This window comes from Bartonella sp. AD24XZML, assembly GCF_042196485.1.
GTDB lineage: Bacteria > Pseudomonadota > Alphaproteobacteria > Rhizobiales > Rhizobiaceae > Bartonella.
In genome coordinates, this window is the sequence record NZ_JBHIQH010000034.1 from 33,274 (window position 1) to 47,900 (window position 14,627).

General features: G+C 38.4%; 11 protein-coding genes. 7 read left to right on the top strand and 4 right to left on the bottom strand.

Going from position 1 to position 14,627, the window contains the following annotated elements; all coding sequences use genetic code 11:
* The first annotated feature begins 70 nt into the window (after positions 1-70).
* The 4 genes from ACFIMX_RS03030 (at position 71) to ACFIMX_RS03045 (ending at position 3,535) form a co-directional block, all read left to right on the top strand.
* Positions 71-622, top strand: a complete 552-nt coding sequence (locus tag ACFIMX_RS03030) for an SspB family protein (protein WP_375618237.1) — start codon at positions 71-73, stop codon at positions 620-622.
* 8 nt (positions 623-630) lie between these two features.
* Entirely contained in the window at positions 631-813 is a 183-nt protein-coding gene (locus ACFIMX_RS03035; protein ID WP_375612011.1) for a DUF4169 family protein, read from the top strand.
* A gap of 10 nt (positions 814-823) precedes the next feature.
* Positions 824-1,075: a ribbon-helix-helix domain-containing protein gene (locus ACFIMX_RS03040; RefSeq protein WP_273788067.1), complete on the top strand. Its 252-nt coding sequence runs from the start codon at positions 824-826 to the stop codon at positions 1,073-1,075.
* Positions 1,076-1,195: 120 nt separating this feature from the next.
* Positions 1,196-3,535, top strand: coding sequence for an ATP-dependent helicase (locus ACFIMX_RS03045; protein ID WP_375694022.1), 2,340 nt, complete (start codon positions 1,196-1,198; stop codon positions 3,533-3,535).
* A gap of 56 nt (positions 3,536-3,591) precedes the next feature.
* On the opposite strand, the gene ACFIMX_RS03050 is transcribed toward ACFIMX_RS03045, so the two are convergent.
* A complete protein-coding gene (locus tag ACFIMX_RS03050; protein ID WP_375640449.1) occupies positions 3,592-4,221 on the bottom strand; it encodes a DapH/DapD/GlmU-related protein in 630 nt (209 codons plus the stop codon).
* Positions 4,222-4,357: 136 nt separating this feature from the next.
* Here ACFIMX_RS03050 and ACFIMX_RS03055 point away from each other — a divergent pair, with 136 nt between their 5' ends.
* From ACFIMX_RS03055 to ACFIMX_RS03065, 3 genes are read left to right on the top strand one after another with little or no spacing between them, the layout of a single operon-like run.
* A complete protein-coding gene (locus tag ACFIMX_RS03055; protein ID WP_375618235.1) occupies positions 4,358-4,939 on the top strand; it encodes an SCO family protein in 582 nt (193 codons plus the stop codon).
* 27 nt (positions 4,940-4,966) lie between these two features.
* Entirely contained in the window at positions 4,967-5,836 is an 870-nt protein-coding gene (locus ACFIMX_RS03060; RefSeq protein WP_375640448.1) for a 50S ribosomal protein L11 methyltransferase, read from the top strand.
* Positions 5,837-5,858: 22 nt separating this feature from the next.
* Positions 5,859-7,685, top strand: coding sequence for an aminopeptidase P family protein (locus ACFIMX_RS03065; protein WP_375640446.1), 1,827 nt, complete (start codon positions 5,859-5,861; stop codon positions 7,683-7,685).
* A 1,979-nt stretch (positions 7,686-9,664) separates the two neighbouring features.
* Here the strand turns inward: ACFIMX_RS03065 and ligA are convergent.
* The 3 genes from ligA to ACFIMX_RS03080 form a co-directional block, all read right to left on the bottom strand.
* Positions 9,665-11,824, bottom strand: coding sequence for an NAD-dependent DNA ligase LigA (gene ligA, locus ACFIMX_RS03070; protein WP_375640445.1), 2,160 nt, complete (start codon positions 11,822-11,824; stop codon positions 9,665-9,667).
* Between the two features lie 111 nt (positions 11,825-11,935).
* Positions 11,936-13,597 carry a DNA repair protein RecN gene (gene recN, locus ACFIMX_RS03075; RefSeq protein WP_375618230.1) on the bottom strand — a complete coding sequence of 554 codons (1,662 nt, stop codon included), beginning with the start codon at positions 13,595-13,597 and terminating at the stop codon, positions 11,936-11,938.
* 6 nt (positions 13,598-13,603) lie between these two features.
* On the bottom strand, positions 13,604-14,497 hold the full coding sequence (locus tag ACFIMX_RS03080) for an outer membrane protein assembly factor BamD (protein ID WP_375612003.1): 894 nt from the start codon (positions 14,495-14,497) through the stop codon (positions 13,604-13,606).
* Positions 14,498-14,627: the final 130 nt, after the last annotated feature.

The following is a 14,627-nucleotide window of genomic DNA, read 5'->3' on the forward strand; positions in this document are numbered from 1 at the left end:
TAAAATATATTCTATCACACAATATCAATACGCCCCATTCTGCTACGTGAAATAAAAGGAATAAACTTCGATGGTTAAAGATCAAATCCGTTACGATATTCTCGTTCAGGATGCGCTTCGTGGAGTTATCCGTAAAGTTTTATCGGAAGTTGCCAAAGCAGGTCTTCCGGGAAATCATCATTTTTTTATAACTTTTTTGACAAATGCCCCAGGCGTTAAAATTTCTCCTCGGCTAAAAAATCGCTATCCCGAGCAAATGACAATCGTCTTACAACATCAATTTAGAGATCTCAGTGTTTCAGAAACAGCTTTCGAAGTAACTCTCTCTTTCAGGGAAATAACCGAAAAGCTCGTGATTCCTTTTACTTCCATTCAGGTCTTTTACGATCCTGTAGCAGCATTTGAAGCAGCATTTGATCTGCCCTCAAATTTGACCTCTGGAGAAAGTGAAAATTCAAAAAATACCTCAACTACGCCCATTACTTTATCAAACAAACAAAAAAAAGAAAATACGCTTACAAAAGAACAAAATCTCAGTACAAATAAAGAACCTTCAAATAACGATGCAAAACAAAGTCAAAGTGCTGATGTTGTCTCTTTAGATTCCTTTCGGAAAAAATAATTTTTCTCATGACTGAATTGATTAATCTTCGCCAATTTCGAAAACAAAAAAAACGTACAGAAAAATCTCTTTGTGCTGAGCAAAATCGTTATCGTTTTGGACGAACAAAAACTGAAAAAAATTTTGAGCAGCAAAAATCTTTAAAAATGCAAAAATTTCTTGATCAAAATCGTTTACGAAACGACGAATAAAGGTGGAAAAATGCACGAAAATAATTCTATCGATTGGTCAAAAGTCATTCCACGAAAGATATCTGTTCGCGTTGATGGACACGCAACAAGCGTCTCTTTAGAACCACCATTTTTAGATATTCTAAAAGATATAGCCCGCAAAAAAGGACAATCTTTAGCCTTTATTATCACCGATATTGATAGCAAAAGACCACAACAAGTAAATCTTTCGGCTTCGTTACGCGTTTATGCCCTTCAAAGCGTTCTCACCCAACGCCTTTAATGTTTGTGCTTATTTTTTTACGTTCTCTTTCTGTCTGTTCAACTGAAACTGTTGTGACTTTTTAAGAGAAGTTTTTTTAATCTAGAACTTCAATAAAAAAAAGACTACAAAAGAGAGATAATGAGTAATTTTTCTGATCACACCATACCTTTCTTTGAAGAAGATTCCCCTCCAGACCATGATAAGAAGAGCTCTGGTTTTTTCTCCCATACTCTAAAAGAACAAAAATCATATAACACAGATTATTTAGAACAACTCAATCCAGAACAGCAACAAGCTGTTATGAATACTGAAGGACCTCTTTTAGTTCTTGCAGGTGCTGGTACAGGAAAAACGCGCGTTTTAACAACCCGTATTTCTCACATTTTACGCTCTAGACTTGCCTCTCCTCAGCAAATACTTGCTGTCACTTTCACCAACAAAGCAGCACGTGAAATGAAAATACGTATTGGTGAACTTATTGGAGAAGTTGTTGAAGGTATGCCTTGGCTTGGAACCTTTCATTCCACTGGAGCTAAAATTTTACGCCGTCACGCAGAGCTTGTTGATTTAAAAAGAAACTTTACAATTCTCGATAGCGATGATGTTCTTCGACTTTTAAAACAACTTATTCAAGCTGAAGGATTAGACGATAAGCGTTGGCCCGCACGAAACCTTGCCATGATGATTGATTCTTGGAAAAATCAAGGACTTTCACCAACACATATCTCAAAAAGTGATGCTCATTCCTTTGGCAACGGCATGGGACGTGAACTTTATCACAGTTATCAAAATCGATTAAAAGATCTTAATGCTTGTGATTTTGGTGACCTTCTACTTCATTCTATCTCTATCTTCCAACATAATCCAGATATTCTTCGCGAATATCATTCTCAATTTCGTTATATTCTTGTCGATGAATATCAAGATACAAATACAGCACAATATCTTTGGCTTCGCCTTTTATCCCAACATCCTCAAGGTCAACATGTTAATCTTTGTTGTGTTGGTGATGATGATCAATCCATTTATGGATGGCGTGGTGCAAAAGTCGAAAATATATTACGTTTTGAAAAAGATTTTCCTTCTGCTAAAATTATTCGTCTAGAACGCAATTATCGCTCAACATCTCATATTCTTAAAACCGCCTCCCATCTCATTGCTCATAATGAAGAAAGACTGGGAAAAGTCCTTTTTTCTTCTCAAATAAAGAGTGAGGAAGAAAAGGTAAAAATTCATTCAGCATGGGATTCGGCAGAAGAAGCACGAGCAATCGGAGAAGAAATCGAACGCGCACAACAAACCGGTCATGCATTAAATCATATGGCTATATTGGTACGCGCATCATTTCAAATGCGTGAATTTGAAGATCGTTTTGTAACACTTGGCCTTAATTATCGCGTCATTGGTGGTCCTCGTTTTTATGAGCGAATGGAAATACGTGATGCCATGGCTTATTTACGCGTTATTGTCCAACCTACTGATGATTTAGCTTTTGAGCGTGTTATTAATACACCAAAACGCGGCATAGGAGATGCAACCCTGCGCATTCTTTATGAGAGTGCACGTGCACGTGCTGTTCCTCTCTTTTCTGCTGCCGCTGACATCATTGAAACAGATGAATTAAAGCCTAAGGCACGCAGTGCGTTACGAAGCCTTATTGAAAACTTCCGCCGCTGGCAAAATATGCTTCAAGACACTCCTCATAGAGAACTTGCCGAGATCGTCCTTGATGATTCTGGTTATACAACCATGTGGTTAGAAGATCGTTCACCAGAGGCTCCTACAAGATTAGAAAATCTTAAAGAAATGATTCGTTCCATGGAACAATTTGAAAATCTTCAAAGTTTTTTGGAACATGTTGCACTCGTTATGGAAACGGAAAATAATGAAAATATGGATGCAGTCAACATCATGACACTTCATTCAGCCAAAGGACTTGAATTTGAAACTGTTTTCCTTCCAGGTTGGGAAGAAGGACTCTTTCCCCACCAACGCTCATTAGATGAAGGTGGACGTTCAGGATTAGAAGAAGAACGGCGCCTTGCTTACGTAGGTCTAACAAGAGCAAAAAAACATTTGCATATATGGTTTGTATCGAATCGAAGAATTCATGGACTTTGGCAACCTGCTCTTCCCTCCTGTTTTCTAGATGAATTACCAGCAGAACATATAGAAGTTGTAGAAATGGAAACATCCTATGGTGGTTATGGAAAATCTTCCTTTCAACATCACGATTCCTTTTATAGTGACTATGCAACAGCAAGACAAAAGCGTGCACAAAAAAACAAGAATATTGAAGGGAAAGTTATCTCTCAATCAATCTCTCATGCACCATCAGATTTTTCTGTCAATGATCGGATTTTTCACATAAAATTTGGTTATGGTCATATTACAGCAATAGACGATCATAAATTGACAATAATGTTTGAAAAAGCCGGAGAAAAGCGTGTACTAAACAATTTTGTAAACAAAGCTTAATTACAAGCAAACCACGATCAGTTTTTTCAAGAAACCACTTTATTTTATTCTGAATGTCATTTCCATTTACGAACAAAGGCTTCAATGGGCAAATTTTGCATATCAGACAATGCGTTGTGAATTTTATCAAGCGGCCAATCCCACCAAGCCATATCTAAAAGGCATTCTATCACATTATTGGGAAAACGCATCCGCAACCGTTTAGCAGGCACCCCAACGACAATCATATAAGGCAAAACATCTTTCGTTACAACAGCGTTCGCGCCAATGATAGCGCCATGACCAATTGTCACCCCAGGCATAATAACCGCACCATGTCCAATCCACACATCATGCCCAATAATAACACGTTTTGCACAACGCCTTTCACGAAAACCACTATCTAATGCCATATAACGAAAATATTCGTTTGGACGATAGGTTATTTTATGCGTTGAAACGCGCTCCATAGGATGCTCCAGCGCATTCATCCGTACATGAGATGCAATAGAACAAAAACGCCCAATATCGCTATAAATAGCCTCACTATTACGCTCTAAATAAGAAAAATCTCCAACGGTTACATCCCGTAAAATCACCCGCTCATTAATTTCCACATAGCGCCCTAATTTACAACCATGCAGCCGCGCTGTCGTATGGATACGAGGCTCACTTTCATGAAATCGAAGATCTTTCTCAATATTCATACATCTTTCACCAATGTTTCATCAATAGATATGGAAAGACATACCAATCAAGCCAATAAAATCAACCATGAAACAAACATTGCAAAACAAACCTGCCGATGTTACAATTTCTCGATCTATCTAAGAGAGTCAAACTATGAAAAATGTAATACGCATCTTGGGGCTGACAATCATATTTCTTGCAGGTGTTTTTAGTTATGATACGCTGACAAATAAACCTTTAGGTGATAACTTTACTCTCACTGATTCTAATGGGAAAAATATTACTGAGGCTGATGTTCGAAGCAAGCCTTCAATAATTTTTTTCGGCTTCACTATGTGTCCTGAAAGCTGCCCTACCACACTGATGAATCTTGATCGATGGCTTACAGCCCTTGGGCCTGAAGCTGATAAATTAGGTATATGGTTTGTGACTGTTGATCCTGAACGTGACACACCAAAAGTACTCCATGATTATCTCAGTAATTTTAACAATAAAATTGTTGGCATTAGTGGAGATCCTGATAAAGTTCATAAAATGGTCAATTCTTTCAACATCGTTGCTGAAAAAGTCCCTGAAACAGATGGAAACTATACATATAACCATACAGCAGCAATTTTTTTACTCAAAAAAGGTGGAAAATTAGCTGGCGTTATCCGTTATGACACGAAAGAAAGCGATAGCGAATTAAAAGATGAAATCGCCATTGAACGGTTAAAAAAACTTATCTTAAACTAAAAAAAGCCGATCAAAAGAAAGAACAGCATGTCGCAACAAATTCGCCTCTATTATACTGCTTCTAAAAATGAAGCAGAACGGTTCTATACCCTTATAGAAACAGCCTTTGACGAAGAAGGTTATCCTCTTGCTCTTACAGAGATAGATGAACAAAATGCTGTATATGAGCTTTCTCTATATATCGATCAAGACAATCAAGAGAATGCATTAAAACGTTTTGCCAAAATTCTTTCTATAGATTTTGATAAAATTAATATGGAAATTTTACCCAACATTGATTGGGTACAAAAAAGCCTAGAAGGACTAAAACCTGTGCAAGCCGGTCCTTTTTTCCTTCATGGAAGTCACAACCGAAACGCCATTCCAGCAAATGTTCTCCCTATTGAAATTGAAGCTAATCAAGCTTTTGGCACCGGACATCATGGAACAACAGCCGGTTGTTTAGAAATGATTGCCAAAGTCATGAAACACGAAAATCCCCAAAATGCCCTTGATCTTGGTACTGGGAGCGGTGTACTAGCCATTGGCATAGCAATGCTTAAACCAATTACTGTGCTTGCATCCGATATTGACCCAATTGCTATTCAAGTTGCACAACACAATATCGAATTCAATGGTGTCAATGAATATGTTACAGCTATTACAGCAACAGGTTTTGCCCATGATGCAATTGCATCACGAGCCCCTTTTGATCTCATTGTTGCCAATATCCTTGCTAATCCGCTTATTGAACTTGCGCAAGAAGTGGTAACGGCACTTCAAAAAGGGGGATCACTTATACTCTCTGGAATTCTTGAAGAACAACATGCCCATGTTTTGGAGACTTATATAAAACAAGGACTGAAGTATATCGAAACATACCACCGGCAAGGATGGGTTACGATACACCTGAAATAAAATAAAAGAAAAGGACGTCGTTATGTATCAATCTTTTGAGGCGACAACAAATCCTGCTTATGCAGCAGAACGCATTTCTTGCCTTCGTAAAGAACTCGATCACCTTGGACTCGATGGTTTTCTTGTTCCGCGGTGCGATGAACACCAAGGAGAGTATGTCCCTCCTCATGCTCAACGCCTTAGCTGGTTAACCGGCTTTACTGGATCAGCTGGGATTGCACTGATTTTAAAAAACAAAGCCATCATATTTACAGATGGGCGATATAAGCTCCAAGTTCGCCAACAAACTGATCCTGATATTTTTAATTATGAAGATCTCATAACTTGTCCTCCCTCAGAATGGCTTGAAAAAAATGGTCAAAAACTTTCTATTGGCTTTGATCCATGGCTCCACACGATTGCTGCCACCGATGCATTAAAAAACGCATTAGAAATGAAAGCAGGTGGAAAACTTGTAGAAGTTCAACATAATCCCATTGATCTGCTCTGGCATGATCAACCAAAATTACCACAATCTGCCTTATCAATTCACCCTCTCAAATATGCTGGGTGCGATACAGATGAAAAACTCGCTTTGATTTACAAAGATATACAGCAAACTCATGCAAATGCTTTTATTTTTACAGACCCCTCTTCCATTGCATGGACATTCAATATACGGGGCAATGATGTTTCCAACACGCCTTTTTCCCTTTGTTTTGCTCTCATTCCACTTAACGAAACACCAGCTTTATTCATTGACAGCAAAAAACTTGGTGTAGAACAGAAACAATATCTAGAACGTTATGCAAAATTATATGAACCAGAACAGCTTATTCCCAAGATCAAAGAGTATGTTCAAAAAGGGACAGTGTTTGCCTTAGATCCACAGCTAACATGCGAAAAATTACGAACTGTTATTGAAGAAAAAAATAGCTCTTTTATCACACTTACCGATCCTGCTGCTCTACCACGTGCCGTTAAAAATGATACAGAACTCAATGGCGCACGCAAAGCGCATCTACGCGATGGTGTTGCCCTAACCTGTTTTTTTTCTTGGTTAGATAAACAAATACCAGGGTCAATAAGTGAAATTTCTGCTGCTCAAAAATTAGAAGAATTTCGCATAAATACAGCAAAAGAAATGGGAGAAAAACTTGAAGATCTTTCTTTTGATACAATCTCCGCAACAGGAGAAAATGGTGCCATTATTCATTATCGTGTAACAACGCAAACAAATAAACAACTCAAAGCCGGTGAACTTTACCTCGTTGATTCAGGTGGACAATATCGTGATGGCACGACTGATGTCACACGCACCGTAGCAATTGGGAATATTGGAGAAGAAGAAAAACGCTGTTTTACGCTTGTCCTCAAAGGCATGATTGCGCTTTCAACTATCAGATTTCCAAAAGGCACACGAGGACAAGACATTGATGCTCTTGCACGCATTGCATTGTGGAAAGCTGGTTTTGATTATGCCCATGGCACGGGTCATGGAGTTGGATCTTATCTTTCTGTCCATGAAGGACCGCAAAATATTTCTCGCAAAGGGTGCCAAGAACTCATCTCCGGTATGATTCTTTCAAACGAGCCAGGCTATTACCGCGAAAGCGCTTTTGGTATCCGTCTTGAAAATTTGATGATTGTAAAGCCAGCACAAAAAATTGATGGTGGAGATATAGAAATGCTCTCGTTCGAAACACTCACACTTTGCCCCATTGATCGACGGTTAATCCTTCCAGAGCTTTTGACACAAGAAGAACGGCAATGGCTCAATGATTACCATGCGCGCGTTTATCAGATGAATGCACCTTACTTGAACGAAGAAGATAAAAAATGGGCAAAAGAAGCAACAATGCCCCTTTAAATGAAGCAACGTATAACTTTTACTCTTTCTACAAAACACAGGATCTTCTCTTTTTAAGGGAAAAATATGTATCTGCATCAGGAAATACAAAAAATATTTCTACAAGATACTTCAAGTTTTTTGCTGGTACGGTAAACGCTAACCTCGGTGAAGCAAGATGAGATACACCTATACGTGGTAATACTTATCTTGGCGATCTCCATCTAGACATTATTATATCCCTATTTCTTTTATATGGAAACTTTCGTTATATTTTGTAATCCTCCGCATCGTATTTCTAAAACACCTATTATAACCAGCTTATTACGAATAAATTTTACCTTTTTGTTTGCTTCATAATGATAATTTATATTTTTAAATTCTTGAGTTATTTTCAACAGCTGTAATTCCTTATAATACATATTGCTACAATAAAATAGAATCTGCTATGAAATAAAAGTTAAGTATTTAGAATTTAAAAGAAATAGCATGATGATAACATCAGCGTTAAGGTTTTTTATTTATTTGCATAGTTAACAGTACAATATTATTTTCTAGACTATTACTTATTGTTGAAAAACGTTATCCACAATATAAATAGTTTCCAACTGCACAGTATGAAAACAACATATATGGAGGTATATGTTTTTACCTGAACATGTCATTCAGCTAAAAAATTAACAACAATAACAGAGTATATGAAAAATTACATAACACAAAAACAGTCACATAAGTAAAGGAGATTCAAACTCTCTACAAAATTTCACAAATACTTTGAAAAAGACACAATAAAGCGTGTATCTTATGGCTTTTTAGTTAACAAAATCTTAAGCACAGATCTTAATAAGCTATATCCTTATCCAGTATTTTAGAAATAAAGTGATTATCCTAATGCGTATAGTTTTATTTTGTTCCATAATATTATTTTTGGATACTATATTGGGCCTTCTGTATTGAAGGAAATTACTAAATTTAAGCGAGTTCCTATTGCTGTATTTTCTGAAAATCAAGTCATTACTCCAAATAAGTACGATAAATTATACGAAGAGTACGTAAAGACACAATATCCTGATAATATATACGAAGAGCGTCTAGAAATTGCGAAAAAATATCTGGATAATAAGAGTTATGGTGTATATCATGTTCTAAACCCTGGTATGATAGTGCTAATTCCTGAAAATAAATCTTATCCATGCGAAAGTTGTTTGGTGTGCATGCCTTGTGGACTTATTACAGAGAGAGTATAATAAAAAATTTCCAGCATTATCCCTACCTACCTACATACATAAGTTACGTTCTCAATATAATTGGAAAGAAAGCGATTTCATTTGGGCAAAAAATCTGGTCATGAACTCGACAGATCCAATGTTTAGATATGCACGAATGGTATTTAATTCTGAAATATTCTCAGTCCAAATACTAGCTCTAATAAACGAAATTTCCTATGCTGAGAAATTTGAGAGAGATGAAGGAAGTCAGAAAAAAAATTATGCTGCTAGACGCATTAACGAATATCCGAAATTTTGTAATGAAATTGGACAAGTGTACCATCTAATAATGCCTGATAAGCATAGATACCAGTAGTCTTTTATAAATTCAACATAATAAACAACTCGCAGTTATATCCCTTATTCATTTATAGCAGAATGTTTTATTATATTTTGTAATCTTCCGCGTTATATTTCTATTACGTCATTATAATTGGTTTATTACGGTATTTTGGATTAAATTATACATATTTGTTCAAAAATTTTAACTTTCTTCACAGTAATAATTTATATCTTTTAATAATAATAATCTTGTATATTCTTCATCATAATAGTTTAAGTTTAATATTTAAGTTCAACGTTAATCATTTTTAATAACTTAATAAATATCAAAATATATGGCGCTCTGTTTTTGCAAAAAACAGCCCCTATTATCCCCCTTTTTGATTTCATCCCCCAAAATGTAAGAGAGATAATCATACAAACAGCATACGATCTTCTGGAAAAATCCCTCTAAACATTATGTTTCTCAATCAGCTGTAGCCAAGCCTCTTCATCGATAACCTCAACACCTAATTTCTCAGCTTTAGCCAATTTGGAGCCCGCTCCAGGTCCTGCAACAAGAAGATCTGTTTTTTTAGAAAGTGAACCAGATGTTTTAGCCCCTAATCGCTCTGCCAATGCTTTTGCTTCATCGCGTGACATATGCGCCAAAGTTCCTGTAAAAACAATGATTTTCTCCGCTATTGGTGAAGAATCTGCTATGATAGGCTCCTCATCAAGAGGTATTACTTCTTCAAGCAAAACAGATAAAATCTCACGGTTATGCTCTTCTTGATAAAAATCAACAATTGCGCTCCCTACCTGTGGTCCAATTCCTTCGATATTGGTAAGCTCCATCCAAGCCTCATTTCCTTCTTCATTTTCCTTATCACATGGCATAAATGCTTCCATAGCCGCAGTCTCAAAAGCTGTATAATTTTTATAAGCGCGCGCAAGGCGGCGTGCATTCACTTCGCCAACATGACGAATCCCCAATGCAAACAAAAAACGGCTCAACGGAATTTCTCGGCGCGCATTAATGGCATCATACAATTTCCGCACTGAAACAGTACCAAAACCTTCCATATTTTCCAAACGTATCAAAGATTTTTCTTGGCGCCGTTGTAAAGTAAAAATATCGGCTGGTGTATGAATACAAAGTGCCTCATCTTGAACATGGAAAAAGAACTCTACCTGTTTTTTACCCAAGCCTTCAATATCAAAAGCATTGCGTGAAACAAAATGACGAATACGTTCAATTGCTTGTGCAGGACAAATAAGCCCTCCTGTACAGCGACGCACGGCTTCTCCCACTTCACGAACAGCATGACTCCCACAAGCTGGACACAAATGAGGAAAAATAAAAACAGCAGCATCTTTCGGGCGTTTTTCAATGATAACATCAATAACTTGAGGGATCACATCACCAGCACGTTGTACAATCACGCTATCGCCTACACGGATATCACGTCCTTCACGAATGGGCTCTCCTTTATGACCAATTCCCTTAATATAATCCTCATTATGCAAACTAGCATTGGTCACCACCACTCCACCAACAGTAATAGGCGTAAGACGTGCAACAGGTGTCAAAGCTCCCGTGCGCCCAACTTGAATGTCAATATCCTCCAAAAACGCTATCGCTTTTTCTGCTGGAAATTTATGGGCGATAGCCCAACGCGGCGAACGAGAAACAAACCCCAAGCGCTTTTGGAGCATCAAATCATTAACCTTATAAACAATGCCATCAATATCATAGCTTAAAGAATGACGGCATTCTTCGATATCGTGATAATAGCAAATAATGTCTTCTACTGTCTTAAAGACTTTTGTTAATGGATTGATAACAAAGCCATACTCTTTTAGCTTTTTCATCATCTCCATTTGACTTTCTGCCAATATTTCACTCACCTCACCACAAGCATAAGAAAAAAATTGAAGTTTTCTGCTAGCGGTTATCCGTGAATCAAGCTGACGGAGAGAACCAGCCGCCGCATTTCGAGGATTGGCAAAGGTTAACTTGCCCTTCTCTTGTTGGCTGATATTCAATGCTTGGAAATCCTCCCGCCCCATATAAACTTCACCACGCACCTCAATGATATCAGGAAAATCACCTTGCAAAACTTGTGGAATATCAGCAATTGTTCGGGCATTTGCCGTCACATTTTCACCGACAGTTCCATCCCCACGCGTTGCCGCACGCACAAGCTGCCCCTTTTCGTAGCGCAAAGACAAAGATAAACCATCAATTTTTGGCTCCGCTGTTATTTCCAACACTTGTGTTTCTGGAAGCCGTAAAAAACGACGAATACGCTCAACAAATTCAGTAACATCTTCAGAGCTAAACGCATTATCAAGTGAAAGCATAGGCTGTGCATGAACAGATTTTTCAAATTTTTCAGAAATTGGTGCCCCAATTTTATGTGAAGGAGAATCAATACGTATAAGCTCTGGAAAAAGAGCTTCAATTTCTGCATTACGACGACGTAAAGCATCATATTCTGCATCAGAAAGTTCAGGCTGATCATCACGATTATAAAGCACATCATGACGTGCAATCTCTTTTGCCAACCACTCTAATTCACGTTCTGCTTCAACAGCTGTGAGATTTTTATCTGCATCTTTGTTCATAAAATCTATTCCAAATTACAAGCACTGCCACAAGGGCCTCCCACGCCTCCTCATCAAGTGAATCTCAATAAATATAAGCTTTCCAGTATTTTTATCGCTGACTAATTACCTTTATGCGAGCAGCTTTTGAGCCGCTGCACGCGCTTCTTCAGTAATCTGTTCTCCAGCCAACATACGGGCAATTTCTTCTGCACGCTCATGTTCTTTCATTTTATGAATCGCAGTAACAAAGCGTCCTTTATCATGACTCTCAATTTTTGAAATAAGAAAATGACCATGCGCTTTCGATGCAACCTGTGGAGCATGCGTAATAGCGAAAACTTGGACATGTTCTGATAAGCGTTGCAACCGTTGCCCAATAGCCGCTGCAACAGCCCCCCCAACGCCTGTATCAATTTCATCAAAAATCAGCGTCGGTGCTGATCCTCGATCAGATAAAACAACTTTTAATGCCAGCAAAAAACGAGATAATTCACCGCCAGAAGCCACACTAAGCATCGGCCCAGCACGTGTTCCAGGATTTGTTCGCACCCAATATTCAATACGATCACATCCCTCTGCACTCCGCTTTTCCATATCACTTTGCATTTCAACAATAAATTCAGCCCTCTCTAATTTCAATGCTGGCAACTCAGCCATCACACTTACAGACAAGTGCTTTGCAACCTCTTGACGTTTTATTGACAACGCTTGCGCTAACGTATCATAATTTTTTTGTGCTTGTCTTGCCTCATCTTCAAAACGTGTCAATATGGTCTGAGCCTCTTCAAAATCAGCTAGTTCTGCGTCCATTTTATCGCATAACTGAACCAATTCATCCGCAGAAACTTGATATTTACGAGCAAAACCCCGAAGAGAAAAAAGACGCTCTTCTATCCGTTCCAATTCATCAGGTTCAAAATCTAATGCTCGTATTGCCGTCTCAATACCTTCTTGTGCTGTTGCAAGTGCATGCAATGCCTCATCAATAGATTTCACCACAGGTGCAATAAGTTCTTGCGCCTCAGGAATTTTCCGCTCCAAACGCCTCACCAAATTAGAAAGCACTGGGATTGGTGATTTTTGACCCGTTAAAAGATCATCTGCTTCTTTAATATCTGTCGCTATTTTTTCTAATTTAAGCATATCGGCACGACGAAGAGAAAGAGCTTCCTCTTCACCAACTTTAAAATCAAGCTTTTCAAGCTCTTCTACACACGCACGAAGATAATCAACCTCCCGTACAGCACTCTCTACTTTAAGACGCTGCCGTTGCAAACGCTCCTCAAATTCACGCCATGAATGATAACACTGACGCAAATTTTCCACTTCATCTTCAAGACCACCAAAGGCATCTAATAATTGGCGATGTGTAGCAACATCAACAAGCGCACGATCATCATGTTGTCCATGGATTTCAACCAGCAAACGGCCAACACTCCGCATCAATGCAACACTAGACACCTGATCATTGATAAAAACACGGCTACGCCCATCACTTGATTGCACACGTCGTAAAATAATATCACCCTCATCATCCAGACCATTCTCACGAATAAGTTGACGTGCAGGATGTGAAACAGACACATCAAAAACAGCTGTGACCTGCCCGCGGTCAGCCCCATGACGCACAAGCGAAGCATCACCCCGCCCCCCTAGAGCAAGTGATAAAGCATCAAGGAGAATAGACTTCCCCGCACCCGTTTCTCCAGTTAAAACCGTCAACCCCGCTGTAAAATGAATATCGAGCGTTTCGATCAAAACAATATTATGAATCGAAAGCTGTACCAACATAGAGAATCAACGTACCCTCTTCTTGTCACCACCTAAAGCATTTGAGATCCAAGAAGATTTATGCTCACGTGGTGATATTTTATTCTTCTGCAAGAGATTATAAGAAAATTTATACCACTCACTTTTGGGATAATTACGTCCTAAAATAGCTGCTGCCGTCTGTGCTTCCGCCGTTAAGCCGAGAGCAAGATTAACCTCAGTCAAGCGGAAAAGTGCTTCTTCAATTTGATTTGTATCAGAATACTCTTCAACCACGGTACGAAACCGTCTACTTGCCGCAAGATAGCGCCGTCCCTCTTCATAATAACGGCCAATCTGCATTTCTTTACCAGCCAGTTGTTCGCGCCCAAAACGAATTTTATCCTTAGCATCCTTGACATATTCAGAATTAGGATAACGCTCTATAAGGAGCTGCATAGCAGCAATAGCACGTTTCGTGTCACGTTGATCACGCGTAACATCAGGAATCCGACGGAAAGAAGAAAGACCAATAATATAATATGCATAAGCCGAGTCAGTCGACCCCGGATAAAGAGTAATATAGCGTTGAGCCATACTAATTGAATCATCATACTTTCCGAGTCGATAATTAGTAAAAGCACCCATGACCAAAGATTTACGTCCCCAGTCTGTATAAGCGTACTGTTTTTCAATCTTCAAAAACTTCTTCGATGCGTCCCCAAGCCGCCCACTTTCAAGGCTAGCAAGCGCCTGATTATATAAAACATCTGGTGGTTCTATTTTCAAAACATAAGCAGATGGATCAAGGGTATTTTTCTCTTTAAAGAGGCATCCCGCTAACATACAGGTGCTTCCCAAAAGCACCACCCCCAATATCTTGCGTACAATGTTAGATTTTCTATATGTCATATTTCCAATGCACACATGAGATTTTTTCATAGTTTTTCCGGCCTCCACAGAATATCACCTTGTAGCAAAAACAATTTATCAAAGGTTTTATACCATATCACTTTAAAATCCACATAACCAATTTAGCAGTTTAGGTCAATCATCCCCTTAAAAATCAAAT